Source organism: Salinispora pacifica CNR114, from assembly GCF_000514775.1.
Classification (GTDB): Bacteria; Actinomycetota; Actinomycetes; order Mycobacteriales; family Micromonosporaceae; genus Micromonospora; species Micromonospora pacifica.
Window position 1 is genome coordinate 83,291 of the sequence record NZ_AZWO01000020.1, and the last position, 26,368, is coordinate 109,658.

Annotated in this window: 23 protein-coding genes and 1 pseudogene; 16 read left to right on the plus strand and 8 right to left on the minus strand. The window is 70.1% G+C overall.

Annotation, left to right across the window (positions count from 1 at the left end; genetic code table 11):
- Window positions 1-4 precede the first annotated feature (4 nt).
- Window positions 5-958: an L-threonylcarbamoyladenylate synthase gene (locus B118_RS0114450; protein WP_018221865.1), complete on the plus strand. Its 954-nt coding sequence runs from the start codon at window positions 5-7 to the stop codon at window positions 956-958.
- A 3-nt stretch (window positions 959-961) separates the two neighbouring features.
- Here B118_RS0114450 and B118_RS0114455 read toward each other — a convergent pair whose 3' ends face one another.
- Window positions 962-5,428, minus strand: a complete 4,467-nt coding sequence (locus B118_RS0114455) for a cation-translocating P-type ATPase (protein WP_027648373.1) — start codon at window positions 5,426-5,428, stop codon at window positions 962-964.
- Window positions 5,429-5,545: 117 nt separating this feature from the next.
- Between B118_RS0114455 and B118_RS0114460 the strand changes: the two are divergent.
- Window positions 5,546-5,906 (plus strand): annotated as a pseudogene (locus B118_RS0114460) (hypothetical protein).
- A 134-nt stretch (window positions 5,907-6,040) separates the two neighbouring features.
- Complete coding sequence (locus tag B118_RS0114465; protein WP_026185554.1) at window positions 6,041-6,235, plus strand: hypothetical protein; 195 nt, start codon at window positions 6,041-6,043, stop codon at window positions 6,233-6,235.
- Between the two features lie 107 nt (window positions 6,236-6,342).
- Here B118_RS0114465 and B118_RS0114470 read toward each other — a convergent pair whose 3' ends face one another.
- The 3 genes from B118_RS0114470 to B118_RS0114480 all read right to left on the minus strand — a co-directional run bounded on the left by B118_RS0114470 (window position 6,343) and on the right by B118_RS0114480 (window position 8,010).
- Entirely contained in the window at window positions 6,343-6,978 is a 636-nt protein-coding gene (locus tag B118_RS0114470; RefSeq protein ID WP_018812799.1) for a DsbA family oxidoreductase, read from the minus strand.
- Between the two features lie 20 nt (window positions 6,979-6,998).
- The gene (locus tag B118_RS0114475; protein WP_018221860.1) at window positions 6,999-7,427 is read right to left on the minus strand and encodes a SufE family protein; all 429 of its coding nucleotides are present in this window, start codon (window positions 7,425-7,427) and stop codon (window positions 6,999-7,001) included.
- Between the two features lie 157 nt (window positions 7,428-7,584).
- Window positions 7,585-8,010, minus strand: a complete 426-nt coding sequence (locus B118_RS0114480; RefSeq protein WP_018221859.1) for a CBS domain-containing protein — start codon at window positions 8,008-8,010, stop codon at window positions 7,585-7,587.
- Between the two features lie 245 nt (window positions 8,011-8,255).
- On the opposite strand from B118_RS0114480, the gene B118_RS0114485 reads away from it, so the two are divergent.
- From B118_RS0114485 to B118_RS0114520, 7 genes are all read left to right on the plus strand, one after another.
- A complete protein-coding gene (locus B118_RS0114485) occupies window positions 8,256-9,023 on the plus strand; it encodes an SGNH/GDSL hydrolase family protein (protein ID WP_018221858.1) in 768 nt (255 codons plus the stop codon).
- Window positions 9,024-9,180: 157 nt separating this feature from the next.
- Window positions 9,181-9,762, plus strand: a complete 582-nt coding sequence (locus B118_RS0114490; protein WP_018221857.1) for a TetR/AcrR family transcriptional regulator — start codon at window positions 9,181-9,183, stop codon at window positions 9,760-9,762.
- A 125-nt stretch (window positions 9,763-9,887) separates the two neighbouring features.
- The gene (locus B118_RS0114495; RefSeq protein ID WP_018812797.1) at window positions 9,888-11,225 is read left to right on the plus strand and encodes an acetyl-CoA carboxylase biotin carboxylase subunit; all 1,338 of its coding nucleotides are present in this window, start codon (window positions 9,888-9,890) and stop codon (window positions 11,223-11,225) included.
- A 285-nt stretch (window positions 11,226-11,510) separates the two neighbouring features.
- Entirely contained in the window at window positions 11,511-12,422 is a 912-nt protein-coding gene (locus B118_RS0114505) for a hydroxymethylglutaryl-CoA lyase (RefSeq protein WP_026270983.1), read from the plus strand.
- A 285-nt stretch (window positions 12,423-12,707) separates the two neighbouring features.
- Window positions 12,708-14,240, plus strand: coding sequence for an acyl-CoA carboxylase subunit beta (locus tag B118_RS0114510; RefSeq protein ID WP_018812795.1), 1,533 nt, complete (start codon window positions 12,708-12,710; stop codon window positions 14,238-14,240).
- A 57-nt stretch (window positions 14,241-14,297) separates the two neighbouring features.
- Window positions 14,298-15,452, plus strand: a complete 1,155-nt coding sequence (locus B118_RS0114515; RefSeq protein ID WP_018812794.1) for an acyl-CoA dehydrogenase family protein — start codon at window positions 14,298-14,300, stop codon at window positions 15,450-15,452.
- A 151-nt stretch (window positions 15,453-15,603) separates the two neighbouring features.
- Window positions 15,604-18,165, plus strand: a complete 2,562-nt coding sequence (locus B118_RS0114520) for an ATP-binding protein (RefSeq protein ID WP_026185552.1) — start codon at window positions 15,604-15,606, stop codon at window positions 18,163-18,165.
- Between the two features lie 255 nt (window positions 18,166-18,420).
- Here B118_RS0114520 and B118_RS0114525 read toward each other — a convergent pair whose 3' ends face one another.
- Entirely contained in the window at window positions 18,421-18,918 is a 498-nt protein-coding gene (locus B118_RS0114525; RefSeq protein WP_018221851.1) for a MarR family winged helix-turn-helix transcriptional regulator, read from the minus strand.
- A 224-nt stretch (window positions 18,919-19,142) separates the two neighbouring features.
- Here B118_RS0114525 and B118_RS0114530 point away from each other — a divergent pair, with 224 nt between their 5' ends.
- Window positions 19,143-20,621, plus strand: a complete 1,479-nt coding sequence (locus B118_RS0114530; protein ID WP_018221850.1) for a glutamate-cysteine ligase family protein — start codon at window positions 19,143-19,145, stop codon at window positions 20,619-20,621.
- Between the two features lie 95 nt (window positions 20,622-20,716).
- Here B118_RS0114530 and B118_RS0114535 read toward each other — a convergent pair whose 3' ends face one another.
- The gene (locus B118_RS0114535; RefSeq protein ID WP_028192958.1) at window positions 20,717-21,988 is read right to left on the minus strand and encodes a hypothetical protein; all 1,272 of its coding nucleotides are present in this window, start codon (window positions 21,986-21,988) and stop codon (window positions 20,717-20,719) included.
- Window positions 21,989-22,200: 212 nt separating this feature from the next.
- On the opposite strand from B118_RS0114535, the gene B118_RS0114540 reads away from it, so the two are divergent.
- Window positions 22,201-22,911, plus strand: a complete 711-nt coding sequence (locus tag B118_RS0114540; protein ID WP_028192959.1) for a PASTA domain-containing protein — start codon at window positions 22,201-22,203, stop codon at window positions 22,909-22,911.
- A gap of 67 nt (window positions 22,912-22,978) precedes the next feature.
- On the opposite strand, the gene B118_RS0114545 is transcribed toward B118_RS0114540, so the two are convergent.
- Window positions 22,979-23,266, minus strand: a complete 288-nt coding sequence (locus B118_RS0114545; protein WP_018221847.1) for a hypothetical protein — start codon at window positions 23,264-23,266, stop codon at window positions 22,979-22,981.
- A 228-nt stretch (window positions 23,267-23,494) separates the two neighbouring features.
- Window positions 23,495-23,638: a hypothetical protein gene (locus B118_RS31760; protein WP_155246665.1), complete on the minus strand. Its 144-nt coding sequence runs from the start codon at window positions 23,636-23,638 to the stop codon at window positions 23,495-23,497.
- A gap of 52 nt (window positions 23,639-23,690) precedes the next feature.
- Between B118_RS31760 and B118_RS0114550 the strand changes: the two genes are divergently transcribed.
- The 4 genes from B118_RS0114550 to B118_RS0114565 all read left to right on the plus strand — a co-directional run.
- Window positions 23,691-24,572: a helix-turn-helix domain-containing protein gene (locus tag B118_RS0114550; RefSeq protein ID WP_018221846.1), complete on the plus strand. Its 882-nt coding sequence runs from the start codon at window positions 23,691-23,693 to the stop codon at window positions 24,570-24,572.
- Window positions 24,542-24,763 (plus strand): DUF397 domain-containing protein, encoded by a 222-nt coding sequence (locus B118_RS0114555; RefSeq protein ID WP_018812789.1) that lies wholly within the window; start codon window positions 24,542-24,544, stop codon window positions 24,761-24,763. The genes B118_RS0114550 and B118_RS0114555 overlap by 31 nt, the downstream gene beginning before the upstream one ends.
- A 256-nt stretch (window positions 24,764-25,019) precedes the next feature.
- A complete protein-coding gene (locus B118_RS0114560; RefSeq protein WP_018221844.1) occupies window positions 25,020-25,424 on the plus strand; it encodes a hypothetical protein in 405 nt (134 codons plus the stop codon).
- A gap of 291 nt (window positions 25,425-25,715) precedes the next feature.
- Window positions 25,716-26,368 (plus strand): S8 family serine peptidase (locus B118_RS0114565; RefSeq protein ID WP_033669908.1); only part of this gene is annotated, 653 nt, incomplete at its 3' end.

Below are 26,368 nucleotides of genomic sequence, written 5' to 3' on the forward strand. Positions count from 1 at the left end.
AGTATTGCCCGCTGACAGCGGTGTCGCCGAGGCCGCTGGCGTCCTGCGATCCGGTGGTCTGGTGGCCCTGCCCACCGAGACGGTGTACGGCCTGGGCGCGAACGCACTGGACGCCCCGGCGGTGGCGCGGATCTTCGCGGCTAAGGCCCGACCGAGCTTCGACCCGCTGATCAGTCACCTGGCTGAGGCGGCGGAGTTGGAGAAGCTGGTGGGTACGGTGCCGGCGGCGGTGGCGGTGCTGGCCGAGCGATTCTGGCCCGGGCCGCTGACGCTGATCGTGGACCGACCGGCGGTGATCCCGCCGATCGTCACCTCCGGGCTGGAGACGATGGCGGTGCGGGTGCCGGACCACGCGGCGACGCGCGAGTTGATCGCGGTGGCCGGGGTGCCGGTGGCGGCACCGAGCGCGAACCGGTTCGGTCAGCTCAGCCCGACCCGGGCCGAGCACGTGGTTGCGGGGCTGGGGGCCGCCGTTGATGTGGTGCTCGACGGTGGACCGACCCGGTGTGGGATCGAGTCGACGATCGTGGACGCGCGAGGCGACCGTCCGGTGGTGCTGCGGTTGGGCGCGTTGCCGGTGGAGTCGCTGCAGGAGGTGGTCGGTCCGGTGCTGGTCCGGCCGGGTAGTTCGGGGCAACCGGTGGCACCGGGGACGCTGGCGGCACACTACGCCCCGCGTACGCGGCTGCGGTTGGTCACCGACGTCGAGCCGGCGGACGGCGGCGTCTCCCGGCGGGGGTTTCTGGGCTTCCGCGGCGCTCCGGTGGGGGACTGGGCGGCGGTGGAGGTGCTGTCCGGCAAGGGCGACCTGACCGAGGCGGCGGCCCGGTTGTTCGACGCGCTACATCGACTGGATGGGGCCGGTGTGGACGAGATCCTGGTGGAACCGGTGCCCGAGGAGGGAGTGGGCCGGGCGATCAACGACCGGTTGCGCCGCGCCGCCGCTACCTGGACGTAGCCGCTAGCCGCCGTGCCCCCGGTGGCGGAGGCGGGCGAGCAGGTCGGGCAGGTCCACCCCGGGACGGGGTGGGGCTGGTAGCTGCTCCACCAGGCGGGCGACCGTGCCGTTGGCGAGGGCGGCGCCGGCCGCGGATCCGGTGGCGATCGTCCAGCCGATCGGGCCGAGCGGGGTGCAGCCGAAAAAGTGGCTGAGGCCGGGAGTCTGCACGACCAGTACGAGTACCCCCACCGAGCCGGCGGTGGAGAGCAGGACGCCGCGGGTGGTGCCGCCGGCCAGCAGGGTCTGGCCGAGTTGGGTTCCGATCAGCGACACCAGGGCGACGGTACCGGCCCGGCGGGGTGACGCCGCCACCCACCGGGCCAGCACCCAGCCGGCGGTGGCACCGAGCGCGGTGGAGGTGGCGCGGACGCCGAGTTCCCGGTTGAGGGTGGCGCCGAGGGAGGTGTCTGGCCCTTCCCGGAGCAGGTTTTCGCTCTGTTCCGGCGGGGGCGGCCGGACCGCCACGGCCAGGGCGGGGGCCAGGTCGGTGAGCAGGTTGACGAGTAGCAGTTGTCGGCCGTTGAGCGCGGAGTGGCCGTCAACGGCGGCGGTGACGATGCTGAACGCGATCTCGCCGAGGTTGCCGCCGAACAGGATGCTCAGCGCGTGCCGGACCGACGACCACATGGCCCGCCCCTCGGCGAGGGTGGCGATGATGGTCTCCAGCCGGTCGTCCAGCACCACCAGGTCGGCCGCCGCGCGAGCCGCGGGGGTGCCGCGCTGTCCAAGGGCGATGCCGACGTCGGCGAGGCGGATGGCGGGTGCGTCGTTGGCGCCGTCGCCGGTCATCGCCACAGTACGACCGCAGGTCCGGAGCGCCTGGATTATCCGTACCTTGTGGGCTGGGGTGCACCGGGCCACGATGTCGGTGGTGACCAGGCGGGCTGCCAGCGCCTCGTCGTCGAGGTCCACGAGGTCGTTGGCGGTCGCGACCCGCTGCCCATCACCGGGGCTGATCACCGAGCCGATCGCCTCGGCGGTGGCCGGGTGGTCACCGGTGATCATGATCGTGTGCACCCCCGCCCGGCGGATGCTCTCCACCGCCGGGGCGGCGCTGGCCCGGATTCCGTCGGCCAACGCGAGGATGCCGACGAAGGTCAGGCCTTGGACATCGTGGTCGGTGACCGACTCGTCGGACATAATCCGTTCGGCGAGGGCCAGCACGCGCTGGCCGGCTCCGGCATGCCGGAGCAACTCCTGCTGGACCGTCTCTCGGGTCGCGTCGTCCAACGGCACCACCCCGGCCTCGGTCCGCCGACTCCGGCAGCGAGGCAGGACGGTCTCCGGGGCACCCTTGACGCTGAGGACCAGGCCGGCATCGCAGGTGCCGACGGTGGCGTGGTAGCCACGGGACGGTTCGAAGGGAAGCTCGCCGGCGGGACGCCAGTCCTCCGCACCGGTCTGCTCCACCGTGTTGGTCTCCTGGGCCGCCCGGCGGATCGCCCGGTCGGCCTGTTCGGGAAGCTGATCCGGGTCCTCGGCGTCCGGAGTGGCGCGCAGCGCGACCGCGAGGATCATGCGGAGGTGGTCGTCGAGCCGGTCAACAGTGGCGAATCGAGTGCCGTCGCCGACTCCGGAGAGCACGAGCCGCCCCTCGGTCAGGGTGCCGGTCTTGTCGAAGCAGAGCACGTCCACGCGCCCCAACGCCTCGATCGTGCGGGGGTTACGCACCAGGGCGCCGCGTTCGGCCAGACGCCGGGCCGCCGCCAGCTGCGCGGCGCTGACCAGGAACGGCAACCCCTCGGGCACCGACGCGACGGCCAGGTTCGCGGCGGTCGAGGCGGTCTCCGCCAGCGGTACGCCGCGCGCGACGCCGGCACCGGCGACCGCGACGGCGGATCCGAGCGCGAGCGGTATCGCCGAGCCGGTGAGCCCGCCGAGTCGCGCTTCGACGCCGCCGCTGGGTCGGGACTGCCGGGCGAGACTGAGGCTGCGCCCGGCCTCCGTGTCGGTGCCGGTGGCGACGACCACCCCTCGACCGTGACCGGCGGCGACGGTGGTGCCTTCATACAGCATCGAATGGCGATCGGCGATGTCGGACGCGGCCACCGGTCGGTCGGTCTTGCCAACCGGCAGCGACTCGCCGGTGAGCGAGGACTCGTCTGCCTCCAGCCCCGTGGCCTCAAGGATCCGGCAGTCGGCCGGTACGGCGTCACCGGGTTCCAGGATGATCACGTCGCCGGGGACCAGGTTGTCGGCGGGTAGCTGCTGCTCGGCGCCGCTCCGCCGAACCCGGGCGGTGACCGCGGTACGGGACAGTAACTCGGCCAGTGACCGTTCGGTGTTGCGTTGGTGTACCGCCCCGACCAGGGCGGATCCGCCTACCACCCCGCTGACCAGGGCGGCGTCGACCAGGGAGCCGAACGACGCGGACAGCACCGCCCCGGCGGCGAGGACCGGGGTCAGCGGGTTGGCCAGCTCGTCCAGGAAGGCGCGGAGCAGGGTCGGAGTCGGGCCGCCGTCGGTGACCTGGTTGGAGTGTCGGCGGTCGGCCTCCGTCGGATCCAACCCGTCGAAGCTGCTGCCCAGCTCGTTGAGGACGGTTCCCACCGGCATCAGGTGCCACGGGACCGCCGTCCGCCCGGCCGGGGCCTCGGTCGGTTTGGGCAGGTGGTGGGCTCGCCACACGCCGTGGGCGAACGCCAGCGCTGCCGTCCCGTTGACCGCGGCCTGGGTCCGGTCCGGGAGCTGCTCCCGGGCGGCGGTGAGTGCGGACAGTGTCCCGAGACCGGCGCCCCCGAGCCCCAGCCGGATGTTCTGCCTCGTCATCCGGCGGGCCACCCCAGCTGCCTCGACCACCAGCGCGGCGGCCTCGAGGTCGGTGCCGACCAGCAGGTGCGCACCCCAGGGCGGCAGCTCCTCGTCGATGGTCAGGCCGAGGCCGCAGTCGGCTGCCGCGAGCGCCCCCCGGTCACCGGAGAGCAGCATCACGACCGCGCCGTCGCGTTGCAGCTGGCGTACGGTTTCGGTGAGCTGGGCACCGCCGGCGAGGACGATGTCGGCGAAGTCGTACCGGCCCGGGTCGTCGTCGGCGACGACCAGCCGCAACCCCGCGCGTCGGGCGGCGGCCGGCAGAAGGTCCACGCCGGGGGCCGGCTCGGCCTCGACCCGCAGCAGCGCGACGAGCCGACCGCCGTGGGCCAGGCCGAGGAGTTGGCCACCGGAGGCGCGAAGCCGGTCGCTGTGCAGGGTGTCGCCCGGGTTCGCCGCGTCCAGGCGGTCCAGCGGGCCGATACTCCAGCCGTCGCCGTGCTGGACCGCCGCCGGCTGATCCGGGTCGAAGAGGGCAAATGCTCGAGCACCCACCTCGCCCAGCTCCGCGTCACCCAGTGGCGCCAGGTCGCTGAGGAGGCCGCGGTCGGAGCCGAGGGCCGTGGCGTCCAGCACCAGCGTGTCGATTCGGTCGAGTTCGCGGAGCGCGCGGCGGTCCATGGCGATGACGCCGCGCCGCGCGAGCACGCTACCGAGCTGTGCGGCGTACCCCTCCCGGCCGGCGCCGCTGGCCTTCGGCAGCGTGGCGAGGCCGAGTGCGGCGGCGCGTTTCGGACCGGCCACCGGGGTTGCGGCGGCGGCGGCTGCCGCGCCGGTGTGGAGCATCCGGAGCACGTACTTCTCGGCCGGTCCATCCGGCTTCGGGCAGGGTCGTTCGGCGGGCAGGACGGGGGCAGCGGCCCGGCCCGGGGCGCCGGTGAGCCGGGGCTCGGCTGCTGTCCACGCGGCGAGTTGGGCCCGTGCCTCGCCCCACTGCACCACCCGCTGGAGGCTGTCCAGGACGATGCCGGTCCAGCCGCCCGCGAGGCCCTGCGCCACCGCCTCGGCCAGCGGGAAGAGGAGGTCGGCACGCGGGTCGGCGCGCACTCCCCGGTCGGCGAGGGCGTGCAGCCTCGGGTGTAGGTCAATCGCGTTGAGGAGGCCGGCGACCTCCCCCGGCACCGGGGTGAAGGGCAGGATTCGGGTGGCGGCGGAGAGCGTCAGACCGAGCGCGTCGGAGGCGAGGGCGCCGAGCGTACGGGGGGTGCGGGGGCCCTCCTCCGGCGGGTGCGGCGGTGGGATCTCCGGGTCCGGTTCGTGCGGGCTGACGCGTTCGGCACGGGCCACGGTGGCGATCAGATCGCGCAGCCGTGGCTCGGGGGAACCGACGGCGACCACCACCCGCCCCGAGGGGGCGTTCACCCGGGCCCAGCTCACGCCGGGTACGCGTTCCAGCGCCGCTTCGACCTGCCGGGCGAGCCGGTCCCCGCCGTCCTGACAGACACCGTGCACCTCGATGTGGTGTCGGCTGTGGCGGGACCAGACCCGGCGGCGGGCCAGCCCGGTGAGCCGCGCGGCCCGGGCAGCGGCCGACCCGAGGCCGCGGGCCGTCTGCCCCATCAGCTCTGGCACGGCCGGTACGCGCACGCTGCCAGCGACGCGTCCCAGCGGGATCATCGAGGCGTAGGGCGGTACTCGTATCGGCGCGATTCCCCGGTGTCGCTCTTCCCGTACGCCATCCCGCCTCCCACGCCGTGTGTCCCGGCGGTCTGACTTCCCGCCCGGCCGTCCGTTATGCCCCTGACCAACGGCGAAGTTCTACCGGTCAGGCCGGCATGGCGGGCGCCGACGGTGGAAGACCAGAGCGGTCACCGCCGTTTCTGGGGAGGTCGAGATGAGTATGTTGACCCGGGATCTCAGTGGGAGTCGGGACATGGTTCGGACGTTCACCCGCCGAGTGGAGGTGCCGGTACTGGGGGAGGTGGCCATCCCGCCCCCGGACAAGCTGGCGTACTACGCGGGGGTGGGTCTGCTCACCCTGTTGCAGGTCATCGAGTGGCCGGTGGCGTTGGTGGTAACCGCTGGTCACGTGCTCGCCGACCAGCATCTGTCCGGGCTGGCCAAGGGGCTTGGGGAGGCGATGGAGACCGCCTGACCACCCTGGCGGGGTGCACCCGGCGATCCTCGGTGTTCCCGGGCCGGGTCGGGGTGGGTGGGCGCTGGACACGAACGGGGGAACCCGTCTGCGGCCACCGCCTGACCCGGCTCGGACAGACCTACGGTGGCTTCATGTTGGTCCTGGTCACCACCGTGGTTCTGTACGTCGGAGGGTTCATCTTCCTGTACGGCGTGATTCGCCTCGCGATCCGGCACTCCCTGGAGGAGGCGGAGGTACGGCGGATCGAGGCCCAGCGGGCCGAGGAGTTGGCTGCCCACCGTGATCGGACCCTGTTGGAGGGGAAGGGCTATCTCGCCGGGAGTTGACCTGGTGGTAGCGGCGCCCGCGCTATCAGGTAGCGGGGTCTGTCAATGTTGTTACACGTGAAACATCGGGGTGGTCGATGTTCGGGGCCGCCGCCCGAGGTGCTCCATCAGCCCCCGGTCGCCAGGTGCCGCTGGGCCTCGGTCAGGGCGGCGAGTAGGGCTGACGAATCCTGCGCGCCGCGCACCGCGTACCGGCCGGCGAGAACGTAGGTCGGCACGCTCGTGATGCCGAGTTCCCGCGCGGCGGCCAACCGGGCCCGGACCTCGGCTACCTGCCCGTCGGAATCGAGGAAGGTGTGGGCTGCCGGGGCGTCCAGGCCGACCTCGCCGGCGATCGTGGCCAGAGCCGGTCGGGAGCCGATGTCGACGCCGTCGCGGAAGTGGGCCCGGTGTAGCGCCTCGACCGTCTCGGCGGCCCGGTCCCGCTCGGTCGCCCAGGCGACCAGCCGATGCGCGTCGAAGGTGTTCGCGTCGAGCGCACGATCGAAGTCGAACTCGATGCCGTCTCCGGCGGCGGCCCGCGTGACCTGGTCCGCCATCTGCCGCGCGCGCTCCCGGCCGCCGAACTTCGCGCCCAGCGCGTCCAGTAGCGGCAGCGGCTCGGGTACCGGCGCCGGGTCGATCTGAAATGGTCGATAGCTGACGGTCACGGCGCCGTCGTAGGACGCGAGCGCCCGCTCCAACCGGCGCTTGCCGAGATAGCACCAGGGGCAGACCAGGTCGCTGTAGATTTCGATCTCCATAACCGAGGGCAACCCGGGGGTCAGCTCGTCTGTTCCCGGACCTGACGTTTGAGTCGGGCCAGGACCGCGGTGCCGCCCCGGATCCGCAGCGGACTGACTGCCTGGGTCAGGCCCATCCGCTGGTACAGGTCGTCGGGGACGGCCAGCACCTGCTCCGGCCGAGCGCCGGCGAGCCCCTCGGCGAGGATGCCCGCGAAGGCGCGGGTGGTGGCGGCCTCGGGTGGGCAGTCGAAAACGGTCTCGACACTGCCCTCCGGAGTCACACGTGCGCGTAGGAAGAGCGCCGTCTGGCACTCCGGGACCGGCTCCAGCTCCGCGCGGTCGGGGTGGCCGGACGGCAACGTCCCGATGGCGTCGGCATACTCCAATAGCAGTTCCAGCACGATGTCACGGGGCGCCGTGGCGAACTCGTCCACGATCTCGACCAGCCGGGGAGGCATCTCGGGCATCCCGCCAGGCTACCGTCGCCCGGAAGCCGGATCGGGACGTGTGACGGCGGAGCGCGCCCGTCTCCCGGCGGTGCGGCATGCCTCCGCCGGACGTCGGGGCGCGTCCACCGCACGGCAGCGGGGCGCGCTCGTGCCATGGCAGCGGGGCGCGTTCACGTCACGGCGTCGGGGCCTGTCCGGTGAGCTGGCCGAGCGCCGACTGGGGGTCGAGCCGCAGGGCGAGGTCACCGAGGGAGACGATGCCGACCAGCTTTCGCTCGTTGTCGCAGACCAGTACCCGCCGTACGCCCCGTTCCCGCATGAGGGCCGCCGCCTCGCCCGCGGTGCAGTTCTGTTCGATCATCACCACCTCACGGGTGATGATCGAACCAATGGTGGTCCGGGCCGGGTCGCTCCGCTGGGCGACGGCCCGAACCACGATGTCCCGGTCGGTGAGTACCCCGGCGAGCGTGGCGCCGTCGGTAGCGACCACGTCTCCGATGTCGGCCTCTTTCATCACCCGTGCCGCTTCGTCCAGAGTGGTCTCCAACGGCAGGTAGATGACCTGCTTCGTCATCACGTCACTGACCCGGAAACTGGTCATGGGACTCCTTTGGCAGCGATTCAGCCCGATCGGGACGCGGTTCCCCGATTCCCCCCTTACTACACCTACCTCTGCGGTCACCCCTTCGGCCAGAGGCTTTCGGACTCCGCACCGCCTCGATGCCACCCGGTTCGACCCCGGGGGCACCAAGAGAAGCATCATTGGTGAGAAACTATCGCTTCTCAGGCGGGGCTTGCCGCTACCGGAGGCGGAGACACGGGTCCTTCCCTACCCTGGAGGGTGTAGTGGGCTGGCGCAGTTTTGTGGCGGTCGGGGACAGCTTCACCGAGGGCCTTGACGACACGTACCCGGATGGCGGCTTTCGGGGCTGGGCCGACCTGGTGGCCACCCGGCTCGCCGCGGAAGCCGGGTCTGAGTTCCGGTACGCGAACCTCGCTGTTCGCGGCCGGCTCTTTCCTCGGGTGGTGGACGAGCAGGTTCCCGCCGCGTTGGCGATGCAGCCGGATTTGATCAGTTTCGCGGCGGGTGGGAACGATGTGCTGCGGCGAAGCTTCGACCCGGATGGCCTGATCGCGCGCTTCAACGACGTGGTGGGGCGGCTGCGCGCCGGCGGGGCCGACGTGGTCCTGTTCCGCTTCGCCGACGTCATGGCCCGCCTGCCCGGGCAGCGGCTGGTCGCCCCTCGAGTGCAGCTGCTCAACCAGGCGGTCGGTGACACGGCGGAACGGCATGGCGCGATCCTGGTCGACCTGTACGCCGACGACACGTACCTGAATCCGATGCTGTGGAGCACCGACCGGTTGCACCTCTCCTCGGCCGGGCACCGGCGGGTGGCTGCCCAGGTGCTGACCGCGCTGGGAGTCAGCTGTGCCGAGGAATGGTTGCTGGCCCCCGAACGTCCGCTGCCCCGGCCATGGCTGACGGCCCGTACCGACGACCTCCGCTGGGCCACCCAGTACCTGGCACCCTGGCTGACCCGTCGCCTCACCGGTCGCAGCTCTGGCGACACGGTCACCGCCAAACGCCCCGATCTGACCCCGTTGAAGGGCTGATCGGCTCCGCTCTGCCCAGGGCCCACCACGCCTGGGCTCGGTCTCGGCCGTGCTTCGGGAATCCGGGGCACGGCCCCGACCGCTGCACGTGGTGGAGTCCGCGGACTACGCTTTCCCCGTGACGGTGCAGCAGTCGCCCAGAGCGGCGAACGGCGATATGGGCAGTGGCCGGCGTCGGTCCCGTAAGGACGAGATCCTTGAGATCGCGGTCGGGCTGTTTGCCGCCCGGGGCTACCACGGTGTGTCGATGGATGACATCGGCGCTGCCGCCGGGGTCACCGGTCCGGCGCTCTACCACCACTTCGCTGGCAAGGAGGCGATGCTGGTCGCCGCGTTGATCCCGGTAAGCGAGGGGCTGCTCACCGGCGGCCGGGAGCGGGCGGCGGACCATCCCGACGACCCTCGCGCCGCGTTGGAGTCGCTGATCGACTTCCATGTCGACTTCGCGCTGGCCCAACCGGCGGTGATCGCCCTGCACCTGCACGAGCTGGACCGGTTACCTGACCAACCGCGTCGCCGCATCCGCCGGCTCCAGCGGCTGTACGTCGAGGAGTGGGTGAGCGTGCTGACCGCGTCGCACCCGGGCCTGCCCGACAACGAGGCGCGGGTGCTGGCACACGCCGCCTTTGGCCTGATGAACTCGACCCCGTTCCTCGGAGGCGTGGTGGACCGGCAGCGCCGAGCCGAGCTGCTCCGAGGCGCGACACTGGCTGCGCTGTTGGCGCCGACAGCACGCTGAGCACTGGCCCCAAGCCCGAACCTGCCCCAGGCTGGATCGAGGGGCTGTGCCGCACACTGACTCGTCAGTAACCGGGGCGGCATGGTTCCCTAGCTTCCGTTCGACCCCGGGACGCTGGAGGAAACATGATCGAGTCACTGCTGGTCGTCAATCGGGGCGAGATCGCCCGCCGGATCATCCGGACCGCGAAGCGGCTCGGGGTCCGGGCGGTGGCGGTGCACTCGGAGGCGGACGCCGGCCTGCCGTTTGTGACCGAGGCCGACCAGGCGGTCTGTGTTGGTCCGGCGAATCCGGCGCAGAGTTACCGGAACGTCGAGGCTGTCCTCGCCGCCGCCAAGTCGACCGGCGTGCAGGCGATCCACCCTGGCTACGGTTTCCTGTCGGAGAACGCCGACTTCGCCCAGGCCGTCGCGGCGAGTGGTCTGCTCTGGGTCGGGCCTGGTCCGGACGCGATCACCGCGATGGGCGACAAGATCAACGCTCGAAATCTGATGGCGGCGGCCGGGGTGCCGGTCGCGCCGGGCACCACGGAACCGGCGGCGGACCTCGCCGCGGCGGTGAACGCGGCGGCAGAGATCGGCTACCCGGTGATGGTCAAGGCCGCCGCTGGTGGGGGCGGCATGGGCATGGGAATCGCGGACGACGAGACCGCGCTCCGCACCGAGTACGACAAGGTTCGTGCGTTCGCCGAGCGGATGTTCGGGGACGGGTCTGTCCTGATCGAACGGTATTTCCCCCGGGTGCGCCACGTCGAGGTGCAGATTCTCGGCTTGGCTGACGGCCGGGTGGTGGCGCTCGGCGAGCGCGAGTGCTCGGTGCAGCGACGGAACCAGAAGTTGGTCGAGGAGTCCCCCTCCCCGGCGGTCACCTCGGAGCTTCGGTCCCGTTTTCTGGCCGCGGCGGTGCGGGCGGGCGAGGCGGTCGGCTACCGCAACGCCGGCACGGTCGAATGCCTGCTCGACCCCACCACCGGCGAGTTCTTCTTCCTGGAGATGAACACGCGACTGCAGGTCGAGCACCCGGTTACCGAGCTGGTCTACGGGGTTGACCTGGTCGAGGAGCAGTTGCGGGTGGCCGCCGGGCTGCCGCCGACGTTCGACCCGGATACCCTGACGCCGAGGGGGCACGCGATCGAGCTGCGGATCAACGCCGAGGACCCGAAGCGCTTCCTGCCCGGGCCGGGGGCGATCACCACCTGGACCGAGCCGGCCGGCGAGGGTGTCCGCGTCGATTCGGGGTATGTCGCCGGCAACACGGTGACCCCGTTCTACGACAGCCTGATGGCCAAGCTGATCGTCAGTGGCGCGGACCGCGCCGAAGCGATCAGTCGCGCGCGGGCCGCGGTGGCGCAGTTCCAGCTGGCTGGGCCGAAGAACAATCTGCCCTTCTTCGCCGAGCTGTTGGACAACCCGGAGTTCCTCTCCGGTGACTACGACACCGGCATCGTCTCCCGCATGCGCTGACCACCTGCTTGTACGCCCTGACGTGTCCGCGTTGGGCGGGTGCTCCCGGGGTCGAGGTACTGCCCCCGGGGCCAGGCGGTTGATCTGGTGTCGGGTTGGCCCGGGCTGTCGGCGCGGGGCGATGGAGGTGGCGCGGCTTGGGGCGCTGCCCCCGGGGGTGCGGGCTGATCGGTTGTCGCGCAGCGTCGGCGGTCGAGAGCACACGATCGATTCGGTTGATGGTGTGGGTGACATGCTGGGGGAGTCGGACCAGAGCGCGTCACAGTGAGGTGGCCCATGGGTGATATGCCGGGATTCGTGGCTATTCGGGAGGTTGGGCCGCGGGACGGTCTCCAGAACGAGGAGCCGATTCCGACCGAGGCGAAGGTACGACTGCTCGACGCGCTCTCCCGGACCGGGGTTGGGCGGATCGAAGCGGTGTCCTTTGTGCACCCAAAGGCGATCCCACAGATGGCCGACGCCGACGAGGTGTGGCGGCGGGCGGAGCGGACCGAAGGGGTGCGCTACTCCGCGCTGGTGCCGAACACCCGGGGTGCCCGCCGCGCGTTGGCGGCCGGCTTCACCGAGATCGAGGTGGTGGTATCCGCCAGCGACACCCACAACCGGCGCAACGTCAACCGCTCCACCGACGAGTCGCTGGACGACATCGCCGAGTTGATCGAGCTGCTCCACAACGCCGGTGCTCGGGCGGAGGTCATCGTCGCGACCAGCTTCGGCTGCCCGTACGAGGGGGACATCGACCCCGTTCGAGTGGCCGGGATCGTGGACCGGGTGGTGCGCGACGGCGCCGACCGGGTGGCGTTCGGCGACACCACCGGCATGGCGACGCCCCGCCGGGTCCGTGAGTTGGTTACGGCCGTACGTGATCGCGACGCACGCACGCCACTGCTGCTGCACTTCCATAACACCCGAGGCACTGCCCTGGCGAACCTGTTGACCGCCCTCGAGTTGGGCGTCACCGAGTTCGACGCGAGCGTCGGGGGGCTGGGTGGGTGCCCGTACGCGCCCGGGGCCAGCGGCAACCTGGCCACCGAGGAGGCCGTGCACCTGCTGCATGACATGGGGATCGACACCGGTATCGACCTGGCCGCCCTGATCGAGGTCGCCGAACTGGCCGAGGAGTTGGTCGGCCGAAGCCTGCCCAGCGGCGTGCTCCGGGCCGGTCCGCGGACCCGGCTGACTCCCTCGCCTGTCTGACGCCCCCGGCCTGACAAACCCCTGGCCTGGCTGGCTCTCACCACCGCGCGGTTGGTCCCGGCCGCACGGTGGTCGCTGCCATGGCCCGGACGTTGCCCCTGGGCCGGACCGGGCATCGCCCCTGGGCCGGACGTTGCCGTGGAGCCGGACGGATGGTGTCCGAATCCGTTCGGAGCGGGCAGGCAAATGGTGGGCGCGTGCGCTACCCTAACGATCGTTCAGGTAGGCTCGGTGGTGCGCGCGAGTGCGCGCCGGACCGGGAGCGGCGGCACAGGAGGAGTCGGCGTGACGCTCGATGGTGAGGCGCTGGAACAGCTACGGAAGCGGGCCCGGGCCGGTGGCGCGGACAAATACCACGCGGCGAATGCCGCGAAGGGCAAGCTCTTCGCCCGGGAACGGGTCGCGTTCCTGGTTGACGAGGGGTCGTTGGTCGAGGACGGGCTCTATGCCAACGCGCTGGCCGAAGGGCTGCCCGCCGACGGCGTGATCACCGGAACCGCCACCATCGACGGCCGCCCGGTCTGTGTGCTGGCCAACGACTCCACGGTCAAGGCGGGCAGTTGGGGAGCCCGGACCGTCGAAAAGATCATCCGGATCATCGAGCGGGCCTACGCGACCAAGGTTCCGATGGTCTACCTGGTCGACTCGGCCGGTGCCCGGATCACCGATCAGGTGGATCTATTCCCCGGCCGGCGTGGCGCCGGAAAGATCTTCTGGAACCAGGTCCGCGCGTCTGGCTCGATCCCCCAGGTCTGCGCGCTCTTCGGCCCGAGCGCGGCCGGTGGGGCGTACATTCCGGCCTTCTGCGACGTGGTCGCGATGGTCGAGGGAAACGCCAGCATGTACCTGGGTTCGGACCGCATGGTCGAGATGGTCACCGGGGAGCAGACCACGCTGGAGGCGATGGGCGGGGCCCGGGTGCACTGCGCCGAGTCCGGCGTCGGGCACTTCCTCTGCCAGAGCGAGGCCGACGCGCTTGACGTCGTGCGACGCTACCTGTCGTACCTGCCGACAAACTGGACGCAGGAGCCGCCGTCGGCGTCCGCCGTCGATGCGCCGGCGAAGATCGATCTGGCGGCACTGGTGCCAGCCAGCGAGCGGCAGGCGTTCGACATGCGTCGGTACGCGAAGGGGCTGCTCGACCAGGGGAGTTTCTTCGAGATCCAGGCGCTGTGGGCCAAGGAGCTGACGATCGGTTTTGGTCGGCTCAACGGCGAGGTCGTTGGCGTGGTCGGCAACAACTCGATGTTCAAGGGGGGCGTGCTCTTCGTTGACTCGGCAGACAAGGCGACGCGGTTCGTGCAGCTCTGTGACGCGTTCAACGTGCCGCTGCTGTTCCTCTCCGACGTGCCCGGGTTCATGGTCGGCAGCGCGGTGGAGAAGCAGGGCATCATTCGGCACGGTGCAAAAATGATCACCGCGATCTCGGAGGCGACCGTACCCAAGATCTGCGTGGTGGTGCGCAAGGCCTACGGCGCCGGCCTCTACGCGATGGCCGGCCCCGGGTTCGAGCCGGACGCCACGATCGCCCTGCCGACCGCGAAGATCGCCGTGATGGGTGCGGAGGCGGCGGTGAACGCGGTCTACGCCAACAAGATCGGGGCCATCGAGGACGAGGGCGAACGGGCTGCCTTCGTCGCCGCCCGGCGCGAGGAGTACGAGCAGGACATCGACATCGTCCGGCTCGGCAGCGAACTGGTGGTCGACGCGATCGTGGAACCACCCGAACTGCGTGGCGAGCTGATTCGCCGGTTCGCCGCCGCCCGCGGCAAGGATCGCCACTTCGCCACCCGCCGGCACGGCGTCACCCCTGTCTGACCCGGCCGCCCCGGCGTCACGAGCGTCGGGTGGCCCATCCCCCACCAGGAGGAAACCATGGACTTTCGGCTCGCCGAGGAGCACGAGGCGCTGCGGACGAGTGTCCGCGACTTCGCCCGCGAGGTGGTCGCTCCGGTCATCGCCGACCACTACGAGCAGCACACCTTCCCGTACGAGGTCATTCGCAAGATGGGGGAGATGGGCCTGTTCGGCCTTCCCTTTCCGGAGGAGCACGGTGGCATGGGGGGTGATTACTTCGCGCTCTGCCTGGTGCTGGAGGAACTTGCTCGGATCGACTCCAGCGTGGCGATCACGCTTGAGGCGGCGGTCTCGCTCGGTGCGATGCCCATCTATCGGTTCGGCACGGATGAGCAGCGGGCACGGTGGCTGCCGCGGCTACTCAACGGCACGGCACTGGCCGCGTTTGGGTTGACTGAACCGGGCTTTGGCTCGGACGCCGGGGGAACCCAGACCCGGGCGGTACTCGATGAGTCGACGGACGAGTGGGTGATCAACGGGTCGAAGGCGTTCATCACCAACTCCGGGACCGACATCACCGAGCTGGTCACCGTCGCGGCGGTCACCGGTACCAGGCCGGACGGCTCGAAGGAGCTGTCCACAATCATCGTGCCGACCGGAACCCCGGGCTTCACCGTGGCGCCGGGATACTCCAAGGTGGGCTGGACGGCCTCCGACACGCACGAGCTGACCTTCGATGACTGCCGGGTGCCGGCGGGAAACCTGCTTGGCGAGCGGGGCCGAGGCTTCGCGCAGTTCCTACGGATTCTCGACGAGGGGCGAATCGCGATCGCCGCCCTCGCCGTCGGCCTGGCCCAGGGCTGTGTGGACGAGTCGGTCCGGTATGCAAAGGAACGGCACGCCTTCGGCCGTCCGATCGGGGCCAACCAGGCGATTCAATTCAAGGTTTCGGACATGGAGCTGCGGGTGCACACCGCCCGGCTGGCCTATTACGACGCCGCGGCGCGGATGCTCGCCGGAGAACCGTTCAAGCGCCAGGCGGCCATCGCCAAGCTGCACGCCAGCACCATCGCGGTGGACAACGCTCGGGACGCCACCCAGATCCACGGCGGGTACGGCTTCATGAACGAGTTTCCGGTGGCCCGATTCTGGCGGGACGCCAAGATCCTGGAGATCGGTGAGGGTACCTCCGAGGTGCAGCGCATGATCATCGCTCGGGAGCTGGGGCTGTAGCGGGAGCTCTGTGGCCGGAGCTGGGGCTGTGGCCGGGGGCGGTTTCGTCCCCGGAGCTAGGCCTGGCATTGCTGTCGGGTATCCGTAGGGCACGTCAATAGGGCGACGAGGGCCTGTCGGCAATCGTCGTTGATCCGTACCCTTCCTGGCAATGAGCCCGGAGGACGACTATTCGCGGTGGTCCGGCGGCCCGATGGGGCTGCCCGACCTGCTCCGCGGACACCGGCTCGCCGCCGGCCTGACTCAGGCCGAACTCGCGGACCGGGCCGGTATCGGGGTCCGGACTGTGCGGGATGTGGAGCGGGGCCGTTCGTCGCGGCCCCAGCGGACCACCGTCGAACTGCTCGCAACCGCCCTTGGGTTGGCCGGGGCAGCGCGGTCCACCTTCGTCGCCGCCGCCCGACAGCTGCCGACGCCCCGGTACCCGGAGTCCGAGTCAGTGTTCTACGTCGGCCCGGACGGCATGGCACGGCCGACCGCGCTGCCCCCGGCCCCCGAGCTGATCGGTCGGGAGCGTGACGTGGCCGAGGTGGTCGGGATGCTCAGCGGAGACCCGGCCGCCCGGCTGGTCAGCCTGGTCGGATTGGCTGGAGTCGGCAAGACGGCGCTGGCGCTGTCGGTGGCCCACGCGGCTACCGGGCACCTCCCGGGTGGGGTGGCCGGGGTCCTCACCGGGGAGGGAACGGATGTCGCGGAGCTGCTTGCCGCCTCGGCGGCGGCCTTCGGAGTAGCTCGCCTCCCCGAGCTGGCCACCCGCCTCGCCGGCCAGCCGGCGCTGCTGCTCGTGGACGCCGTGGAGCGGGCTCCCGGCCCGGTCGCCGAAGCCGTGCACCAGCTCGCGACCGCGGTGCCGTCCCTGTGGGTGCTGGTCACCGGTCGGCACCCGGTCGGGCTGCGCGGTGAGCGGGTCCGGCCGGTGGCCCCGCTCGATACGCCACCGCCGGACCGTGACGAGGCTGGCCCGGCGGCCCTCGCCCAGTATCCGGCGGTGGCGCTGTTCACCGCCCGGCTGGAACTGGTCCGACCGAACCCGCCGACGGCGGCCGAGCTGCCCGCGCTGGCTCGGCTGGTCCGCCGCCTCGGTGGCCTTCCGTTGGCGATCGAGCTGATGGCGGCGCGGGGACACCTCCTCGACCTCAACGAGTTGCTCGATCGGTACGGCGATCGGGTTCTTGATCTGGCGACTGTTTCCGGTGCGGCCGAGCGGCCGGGCTGGAACGCTGCTGATCCGGGCCCGACGCAGCGGACGCCCGCGGCGGTCGTCGAGACGCTGCGGGACGCCGTTGCGACCAGCTATCTCCTGCTCACCCCCGAGGAGCGGGCTGCCCTGCGGCGGCTCGCCATCTTCGGGAATCGGTGGTCGATCACGTTGGCCGAGGAGATGCTCGGAATTGGCGCCGAACCGGAGGGCACGGTGCTGGTCGTTGACCCGGTTGTGCTGCTGGATCGGCTCCGGGAGCTGGGTCTACTCAGCATCCTGGGGGTGGGGCCGTTTCGATTCCGGCTGCTCGACGCCGTTCGGGAATTCGCCGTCGAGCAGGCTGCCGGCGCGGGTGAACTCACCCTGGCCCGGCGTCAACATGCGCGGGTGATGGCCAGACTGGTCGCCGAGACGGCTCCGTATCTGGTGGGTGCGGACCTGACCGCGGCGGTGCACCGACTGGACGACGTCGGCGGGGACATCAGCTCCGCACTCGGGCATGCCGCTGTCGACGAACCGGTGACCGCGCTGGGCCTGGCGGCTGGACTCGTCCGGTGGTGGCGCTTCCGGGGGCGCGACGTCGCCGGCCGGCAGTGGCTGCGCCGGTTGCTGGCGGATCCGCGTACCGCTGACGCTTCCCCCGTCCTGCGGGCGTGGGCGTTGCTGGGCGTGGCCCGGTTGGCCGCGGAGCACGGCGCCGGGGCAGAGGAGCTGCCGGCTGCCCGCGCGGCACTCGCCGCCTTCCAGTCGGCCGGTGAGGTCGCTGGTGAGCTGGAGGCCCGTACCGTTCTGGGTAGGTTGTTCACCGGCACCGGCGACCACGATGAGGCGCGGGGGCAGGCCGAGGCGGTATTGGCGCTGGCCACCCGGCACGGGCGGATCCGGGATGTGACAGTGGCACAGAACAACCTGGCCTGGCACGGGATCCGGGTCGGTGACCTTGCCACCGCTCGACGCCGGTTGGCTACCGCCGACCGTCTCGCGGCCCAGTGCGGGGAGCGGCGGCTACGGGTACTCGCGATGGCAAATCTGGCCGAGGTCACGCGCCTTGAGGGCCGGTACGAGATCGCCGTCGATCAGGGACGGAGGACGTTGGCGGCGTTGACGGCGCTGGGTGACCCGGGGCACCACCGGCGGGTGCTGGGCACGGTCGGGCTGGCGCTGGCACAGGACGATCGCGTGGCGGAGGCGACCGAGGTGCTGGCCGAGTTGCGACCCCCGGCGGCGGGTGTGAGCTCAGTTCCAACGGACGGGATCTGTGGCCTGATCGAAGGAACGTTGGCGTTGCGCCGGGGCGATCGGGAGCTGGCGGCCGAGTGGTTCGCCGTCGCTGCCGAGGCGGGAGCCAACAGTCAGGACCGCCGTGACCTGGTGGAGGCGCTGGTGGGGCTGGCCGCCAGCACGGGCGAGCCGGCCGTGTTGGATCGGCTGGATGCGGTCTGTCGGGTCAGTGGGATCCGCCTGCTGCCGCCGGAGGAGGAGGCATTGGCTGCGGCTACCCGTCGGCCCTGAGCCCCGGGCGGGGTGGGCCGGGTTAACAGGTCCCGGGAGCGGCGCGAGCGAGAGCCCCCTCTGTTACCCCTCGCTCGTCGCCCGCGCCTCCCCCGGGTGCATCCCCCGTTGATTGGAGCTTAGTTGGCGGGGAAACGTCGGCTGACCGATTTGCCCAATAATGATCCGGCTCCCGGGTAGTTCTGCCGCTCTTTCTGCCGGTGGTGTTCGCTGCCGGCGGTGTCCTGGCCAAGCTGGCGCTATCCACCGGTGGCGTCAGTGGCTGTTTCCGGCCGGCTCCGGGCCAATCGCGCCGGCGGTGGCGCCGGGGTGAACCGCATCTCGCACTCGACGTAGCCCATCGAGGAGCCGGGTCAGTGACTCCGGGTCGAGCTGCCCGGTGAACCACTCCTCGATGATTCGTAGGTGATCCGGGAGTACGGCCTCGAGCCGCTCCCGGCCGGATTCGGTCGCCACCGCGAAGGAGCTACGTCGATCGGCGGGGCAGGCGCGTCGGGCGAGGAGCCCATCGCGTTCCATCCGGTCCACCACGCGGGTCGTCCCGCTGGTGGAGAGGGAGGTCTGTGCGGCGAGATCGGTCATCCGGAGCTGATTGTCAGGTGAACGAGCGAGCCGGGTGAGCACCTCGAATTCCACCGGGGAGAGGCCGTGCTCCTCGAACTGGGCGGTAAACCGAGCCATCAGCCCAGCGTGCGCCTCGACAAGTAGGCCGACGGCGGTGATGCGGGGGTCGTTGAACACATTCTGATCCACCCGTTGATACTACCAGTAGTTGATCAACCAAATATTGCCGCGGGCGTATTTGTAAAGCGCGTTATTTACAAAACAAGCATCTTTGTGGATGGTGCACGTGACCAGGTGTGGTGGGTTCGTGCGTGCCCGGCTCTGGCCCGCTGCCTTGGCCACTCTTACCGTGGAGGGTTCACAATGCGCTGCGGAGCGGCATCGCTCCGTCACCTCGGGCGCCGGGAGGATACATGGGCAGGGATGTCACGCGGGGCGCCTTCTCCCGGGAGGATCGGATCCGCTATCGGCACAAGGTACGTCGCTGCCTGGACGTCTTCGCCTTGATGCTGGACGACTTCGGGTTTGCCGCCGACCGGCCAATGACCGGCTTGGAGATTGAGCTGAACCTCGTCGACTCCGCCGCCGAACCGGCGATGCGGAACGAGGAAATTCTCGCCGACATCGCCGACCCGCTCTTCCAGACCGAGTTGGGGCAGTTCAATCTCGAGCTGAACGCCGCGCCCCGGCTGATCGAGGGCACCGGCTTCACCGGCTACGAACAGGACCTTCGTGGCAGTCTTGCCCGTGCCGACGAGCGGGCGGCCAAGTCTGACGCACAGATCCTCCTGGTGGGAATCCTGCCCACCCTGACCGAGGGGCACCTGGTCGTTGACAACCTCTCCACCAACGAGCGCTACCGGGTGCTCAACGACCAGATCGTTGGAGCGCGTGGCGAAGACATCGAGCTCGACATCCGTGGGGTCGAGCGGTTACAGACCCACACCGACTCGATCGCTCCTGAATCAGCCTGCACCAGCCTGCAGTTCCATCTCCAGGTCGCGCCGGACAGCTTCGCCGACTACTGGAACGCCTCACAGGCGATCGCCGCCGCCCAGGTAGCGATCGGGGCCAACTCTCCCTATCTGTATGGCCGACAACTCTGGGCGGAGACCCGGATCGCGCTGTTCCAACAAGCGACCGACACCCGGCCAGACGAGTTGAAGGCGCAGGGTGTCCGTCCTCGGGTCTGGTTCGGTGAGCGGTGGATCACCTCGATTTTCGACCTCTTCGAGGAGAACGTTCGCTACTTCCCGCCGCTGTTGCCGATCTGTGAGGAAGAGGACCCGGTGGAGGTGCTGCACGCCGGGGGAGTGCCGAAGCTCGGCGAACTACGTCTGCACAACGGGACGGTCTACCGCTGGAACCGGCCGGTCTACGACATCACCGAGGGGCGTCCGCACCTACGGGTGGAGAATCGGGTCCTGCCGGCGGGTCCGACCGTGATCGACATGCTGGCCAACGCCGCCTTCTACTTCGGATCGGCGCGAGGGCTGGCGGAGGCGGACCGTCCGGCTTGGAGCCAGCTGCCGTTCAGCTCGGCGGAGGAGAATTTCCACTCCGCCGCCCGACGAGGCATGGACGCCATGGTGCATTGGCCTCAGCTCGGTGAGGTGCCGGTCGCCGAGCTGGTCCTTGACGTGCTGCTGCCGCAGGCGGCGATCGGCCTCGACCGGTTCGGCGTGGCTCCCGGTGAGCGAGACCGGTTGCTCGGCGTTATCGAGCAGCGTTGTCGGACCCGGCGTAACGGCGCGGTATGGCAGGCGGAAGCGGTGTGGGCGGCCGAGCGGCACCGGAAGCTCGACCGCCCGGCGGCCCTGCACCACATGGTCCAGCGGTACGCCGAACTCCAGCGCAGCAACGAGCCGGTGCACACCTGGCCGGTCGACTAGGCGGACGGTCGTCCGCCCTCACGGTCAGACGTCGGGGCGATGGTCGCCGATGGCTTGGGGCAACTCCCGGCCCGGGCCGCTGTTCGGCACCACGGTCAGCTGGTGCGGCGGGGAGACCGGGGCCGGGGCGAGCCCGTCTCCGTCGGCTCCGGCACGGCCGGGGCGGCGTCCGTTGCCGATGCATCGTCCACACCGCGCTGAACCGGCACCCCGGCCGCGGTGTCCGCCTGCACAGTGCGGGGACGTCGGCTACTTGATCCGCGCGCCCGGCGGCGAGTGGTAGCCGCCGTGCTGGTCGAACCGTCCGGCTGTGGGGCGGTCGGGGGCTCGGCCGGCGGGGGCGAATCGGCTGGAGACTCCGCCGGCTGGGGCGGAACTGCCTGCCCCCGGCGGTCAGCCCGTTGGCCGAGCGTGGCGACCAAAGCCGAGCCCCCAAAACCGATGATGACCGCGTACGGGGCGATGAGGTGTGCCGACGCCTGGCCGGGAGCGAGGTCCGCCAACCCCGGCGCGGCGAGCAGGTAGACGACTGCGACGAGGAGCGGGCCGGCTGCGCCGGAGGCGGTGGCACCAACCCGCTGGTCGGGGTTCCGGGCCGTGCCGCGGGCGACCAGTACGCCGATGAGAAGGGCAGAGCCGAGGGACAGCAGCGCACCCGGCCAGTAGAACCAGTCGCGCAGCCACAACTCGCTCCCGCCGAAGCTGAGTTGCCAGATGCCGAGCTGGGCGGTGTTCAGTCCGCGCCCAGCGATGACGCCATCCACAACGGCCACCACAGCGAGCAGCCACAGCCAGCCGACGGTCACGATCACGTTGGTGGCGGCGGCGCGGGAGTGCAACGCCCATCCGGCGATGGCCACGCCGACCAGGACGCCCAGGGCGGCGTATCCAGCGGCGACATCCCGGGGTGTGGCGACGCCGGGTACCACGGCCACCCGGGCCGGTACGGCGCTCAGCAGGACCGTGATCAGGGCACCGAACCCGGCGGCTCCGGCGAGCGCCAGGTTGCCGAGCGCCCCGTCGGATTCACTCGGGTTGGCCTGGCTCCGCTTCGCCGTCTCCCGGATGGTCGGTGCGGCGGTCTCGGGGCCGCTCGGGCCGTCGGCCGCCGAGTCCACTCTGGAAGACTCCTTGTGGCTGCTGGTCGATGGGTGTTCCACCGGGCCGCGACGGCGGAGGTGTTGGGCGCAGACCGCACCGGCCACAGTAGAGGTGGCAGCGATCCAGGTGGCCCAGATCAGGCTGGCTGTCCAGGCCGTGAGAGCGACACCCTCATCGGGCGGTGGGGCCCAGTTGATGATGCCCAGGCCGTAGCCGAAGCCCAGCGCGGCGGCGCCGGCCCCGGCGGCGGTACCAAGCGCGGTCATGATCGATATTGCCCAGCCGCGTCTCGCCATGCCGGCGAGCGTAACGTCCTGTGGTCGGGGCGGGGAGTACCGAGCCCAAATTCTTACGCAGGGTAATTGCGGCGGGGTGGTGTGGTTGTGGGGTTGACACGTACCGGGCCGTGGTGAGCTGATTCCCGCCGACCCCCTGCTCGCCGGCTAGGTTGTCGTCAGGCAGCGAGGGGGGACGTGGGATGAGCGACGACCGAAAGCCCGCCGCTGACGGGCCGGACGACGAAACCCGCCCGCTGCCGGCGGATCAGACCGAGCCACTGCCGCCTGCTGGCCAGACCGCGCCCCTGCCCCCCACCGGAGGGCCGGCGGCATGGTCCGGGCGTGCGGGCGTGCCGCCGCCGCGTCCGCCGGAGTACCAGCAGGAGACCGGGTGGTACGCGGAGCCGAACGGGCGACGGTGGTGGTCACCGATCCTCTGGGGAGTGATTCTCCTTCTGCTCGCCGTCTTCGGCGCCGGTCTGTGGCTCGCCCTCGGCGCCGGCGACGACGAGCAGGTCAACCCCGACTCCTCGCCGTCGGCCACCACGCCACCGGCGGCGCCGACGTCAACATCCCCCACGCCAACGTCCGCCGCGCCGACCACGACCACGCCGACCTCGGCAGCACCGACCACTCCGTTGCCGACAGCGGAGCCGGGTGAGGTCCCGATGCCCCCGGTGGTCGACCTGCCGCTGGCGACGGCCCAGGCGCTCCTGGACCAGATCGGATTGGCGTACCAGGTCCAGTATCAGACCTCGGATCAGCCGCCCGGCATCGTGATCGGGACGGAACCGCAAGCAGGTGTGCTGGTGCCGGAGGGGACGGCGGTGGTACTGGTGGTGTCGAGGTCCGGACCGTCGTCAGAGCGGCCGACGGTCACTCCGACCCCCGAACCCACCCCCACCGGCTGATCGAACGTTTACGCCAACCCACCGGCTGGCCGTCAACCTTACTGGTGGAACTGGCGATCGCAGCAGGTCAACCCACGCGGGCCGGGGTTCGCGCCAGCGGTCGGCGCGGTGTCCCCACGGTGTGTGGGTGGCGTTGCGGCGCAGGCTGGATCTGGTTCAGTCCTTCCTGCTGTACGAAGATCGACCGCCGGCTGACCGCGTCCCCCGAGGCGTTCAACTCGTAGCCGTCGAGCCAGAGCCAACCGTCGTAGGTCGGCCAATCGAGGACCCGGATCACCCGGAAGGCGATGGGTCGGCGGAACTGGACACTCGCCGCGCGAGTCACGTGCAGTACGTCACCGGTGCGGGGAAGCACATGGGCTCCTGGGAAAGAGGGCCGGCGGAGGCGCCGGCGGGAGTTGTCGGGGGACATGTGTTGTCGGCCTCGGGGGTGGTGCCCCGCCGGCTGGCGTTGTTGGTGCCTGACCGCGGGATCACCACGGTGTGAGAGCGGAGTAGGACTCTGCGTGATCCACCATAGGGAATAGAGTGCATCAGTGACGTGCGACATGCAAGTTGCATGTCGGTTGTTGCCGATGAGTTGTCAGTCCAGCGCGATGCAATGCTTGAGCTGTTCGTATTCGGGCGGCACACTGAGGGCCGGGTTCGCCCCGCCGCCATCCGCCGCTGCGAGCCCGTCCACCGTCGTGCCCTCCCCGGCACGACGGCCGAGCCGGGAAGTTGTCAAGGTGGAGGGGGACGGGTGGCAATGACCGCGAGATTGAGTCCGGGGTGGCACCGTGGCTGAGCGGCGAAGCCCGACGATCCGCCGTCGGCGGCTGGGCGCGGAACTCCGTCGGCAGCGTGAGGCTGCGGGGATCACCATCGAGTCGGTCGCCGAGCAGCTCGAATGCTCGGCCTCGAAGGTCTCCCGGATCGAGACCGGTCACACCACGGCGACGCCCCGTGATGTCCGGGACATGCTCCGGATCTACGGCGTGGTGGGCGCCGAGAGCGACGAGCTGGTGCAGATCGCTCGCGAGGCCCGACAGAAGGGCTGGTGGCACCCGTACAGCACGGTTTTGGTCGGGGCGTACGTCGGCCTGGAAGCGGCGGCCAGCTCCATCCGTGCCTACGAACAGCAGGTCGTACCGGGTCTACTGGAGACCGAAGAGTATGCGAGCGCCATGATCCGTGCCGCGCGACCGGACTTCACCGCAGAGCAAGTCGCACAACGTGTCCGTGTCCGACTGGGCCGTCAGTCGTTGCTGACTCAGGATGATTCAGTCGATCTGTGGGTGGTGCTCGATGAGGCGGTGGTGAGCCGACCGGTGGGTGGGGACACGGTGATGCGTGGTCAGCTCAAGCGGCTGTTGGAGGTAACCGAACTACCGAACGTGACGTTGCAGATCCTGCCCTTCGAGGTGGGTGCGCATGCGGGCATGGACGGGACCTTCAGCATCCTGAGCTTCCCCGAACCCAGTGATCCGGATGTTGTGTACGCGGAGAACGCCACGGGTGGGCTCTTCCTGGAAAAGAGCGACGAACTGCAGAAGTACAGCTTCATCTTTGATCATATCCGCGCGGCTGCCATCAGTCCTGAGGAGTCCATGGCACACATCGCGAAACTGGCAGAGGAGCCGTTGTGGAAATGGCGACCAAGGAGTTCCCCGTGGACCTGACGCAGGGGATCTGGTTCAAGAGCTCGAAGAGTGGGCCGAACTGCGACAACTGCGTTGAGGTGGCGTACGTGCCGGGGGCGGTCGGCGTGCGGGACTCGAAGGACCGGTCCGGCCCGGCCCTGGTCTTCAGCCGGGGTGACTGGCGATCCTTCGTCAGCAATGCGCGGGGCGGTGCCTTCGACCCGCGCTGACCAGTACCGGTGCCCCCGTCCGCCCCGTTCGGGCGGGGGCACCGGCCCGGTTGCATCCGTTGAACGCAGCAGATGCGCTCGATACAAGATTTCTTTCCCCTGTGTTGGCCAGCTTGATTTCCCCGTTTTGGGGTTGGATGACCCGGCTTGCCAATGCCCCGTCGCCACAACGGCTCCGTCTCGTTGAACCCGTCGGTGCGGCGCATGGTCAGTGCCGGCCGTACCGATCGGCAACCGAACGAAGTAGGCGAGACGGATGACGACGATCGGGTCAGAGAACCTCACCAACGGTCCGGGCAAGCCGGAGCGGTTTGGTGGCAAGTACCGCGGGACACGCCGGGATACGGTGCTGACTGAGGTGGTGTCGCCGGACGGCGAAGCCGGTGAGCGGCAGGATGGGTCCCCACCCCAGCGATCTGCTCCACCTCAGCCCCTGACTTCGCTCGACCCGGATTCGTCGACCGGACCGGGCTTTCCGGCCGACCGCTGGCCGACCGGTCCGGTTGAATCACTGGTTGATCACCCGTTGCTGCGCGGTCTCCTGATGGAGCTACCACCGAAGGGCAGTGTTCCGCCGCCGGGTTGGCTGGATCGCTGGTTTGAGGCGACTCGGGCCATTCTCGAACTTCTCTACGTGCAGGGCCCGGGGCGGTCCCGCTGACGGTTGTATCGCACCGGGACGCTGCTCAGGCCGCCAGTCCGCGATGCTGATCAGCGACGCCGGTCGGGCGCGCACGCACGGCGACGAACGCCGGTGTCTCCGTCTTTTGGCAGCCGGACGTATCACCGTGGTCGCATCGGTGACTTCCCGGGTAACCCACCTGTGGGTCGGTGACTCGATGTGTTGATTTCTCATCTCCCCGCCGATTACTCTCATTGATGGATTGGCATCTATCGATCGACTCGCCGGGAGTCGGTGGACCTTGATGCCATCCGGAGGGAGACAGAGGAGATGGGTCTATCCCGAAGGTCCATGTTCGTCGGACTAGCCACGATGGCCATGATGGCGTCCGCAACCCCCGCTATGGCCGCTGAACCGGTTGGTGAGATCCGTAGTGCGGGAGGCGCTACGGCGGTAGCCGACAGCTACATCGTGGTCTTCAAGGACAGTGCGGTTGGCCGTGGTGCGGTCGAGCGGTCGGCTGATCGCTTGGTGGACCGGCATGGTGGCCAGGTAGCCCGGACGTACACCGCGGCCCTCCGCGGAGCCGAACTGCGGGTGGACGCTGGTGCCGCCGCTCGGATCGCGGCTGACCCAGCGGTGGCCTACGTCGAGCAGAACCACGAGGTGTCGATCGCTGACACCCAGAACAACCCGCCGTCCTGGGGCCTGGACCGGGTTGACCAGCGGGATTTGCCGCTGGACAACTCCTACACCTACCCGAACACTGCCAGTGACGTGACTGTCTACATCCTCGACACCGGTATCCGTACCACTCACCAGGACTTCGGTGGTAGGGCTACCTGGGGCACCAACACCGCCGACAGTAATGACACCGACTGTAATGGGCACGGCACGCACGTTGCCGGTACCGTCGGTGGCACGGCACACGGCATCGCCAAGGAGACGAACCTGGTGGCGGTGAAGGTGCTGAACTGCGCGGG

Excerpts from the sequence above, each read along its gene's own strand:
- B118_RS0114455 (WP_027648373.1), bottom strand. The coding sequence starts at position 5,428 with ATGATCCCGCTGGGACGCGTCGCTGGCAGCGTGCGCGTACCGGCCGTG.
- B118_RS0114465 (WP_026185554.1), top strand. The coding sequence starts at position 6,041 with ATGTTGGTCCTGGTCACCACCGTGGTTCTGTACGTCGGAGGGTTCATC.
- B118_RS0114470 (WP_018812799.1), bottom strand. The coding sequence starts at position 6,978 with ATGGAGATCGAAATCTACAGCGACCTGGTCTGCCCCTGGTGCTATCTC.
- B118_RS0114475 (WP_018221860.1), bottom strand. The coding sequence starts at position 7,427 with ATGCCCGAGATGCCTCCCCGGCTGGTCGAGATCGTGGACGAGTTCGCC.
- B118_RS0114480 (WP_018221859.1), bottom strand. The coding sequence starts at position 8,010 with ATGACCAGTTTCCGGGTCAGTGACGTGATGACGAAGCAGGTCATCTAC.
- B118_RS0114490 (WP_018221857.1), top strand. The coding sequence starts at position 9,181 with ATGGGCAGTGGCCGGCGTCGGTCCCGTAAGGACGAGATCCTTGAGATC.
- B118_RS0114495 (WP_018812797.1), top strand. The coding sequence starts at position 9,888 with ATGATCGAGTCACTGCTGGTCGTCAATCGGGGCGAGATCGCCCGCCGG.
- B118_RS0114505 (WP_026270983.1), top strand. The coding sequence starts at position 11,511 with ATGCCGGGATTCGTGGCTATTCGGGAGGTTGGGCCGCGGGACGGTCTC.
- B118_RS0114515 (WP_018812794.1), top strand. The coding sequence starts at position 14,298 with ATGGACTTTCGGCTCGCCGAGGAGCACGAGGCGCTGCGGACGAGTGTC.
- B118_RS0114520 (WP_026185552.1), top strand. The coding sequence starts at position 15,604 with ATGAGCCCGGAGGACGACTATTCGCGGTGGTCCGGCGGCCCGATGGGG.
- B118_RS0114530 (WP_018221850.1), top strand. The coding sequence starts at position 19,143 with ATGGGCAGGGATGTCACGCGGGGCGCCTTCTCCCGGGAGGATCGGATC.
- B118_RS0114535 (WP_028192958.1), bottom strand. The coding sequence starts at position 21,988 with ATGACCGCGCTTGGTACCGCCGCCGGGGCCGGCGCCGCCGCGCTGGGC.
- B118_RS0114540 (WP_028192959.1), top strand. The coding sequence starts at position 22,201 with ATGAGCGACGACCGAAAGCCCGCCGCTGACGGGCCGGACGACGAAACC.
- B118_RS0114555 (WP_018812789.1), top strand. The coding sequence starts at position 24,542 with ATGGCGACCAAGGAGTTCCCCGTGGACCTGACGCAGGGGATCTGGTTC.
- B118_RS0114560 (WP_018221844.1), top strand. The coding sequence starts at position 25,020 with ATGACGACGATCGGGTCAGAGAACCTCACCAACGGTCCGGGCAAGCCG.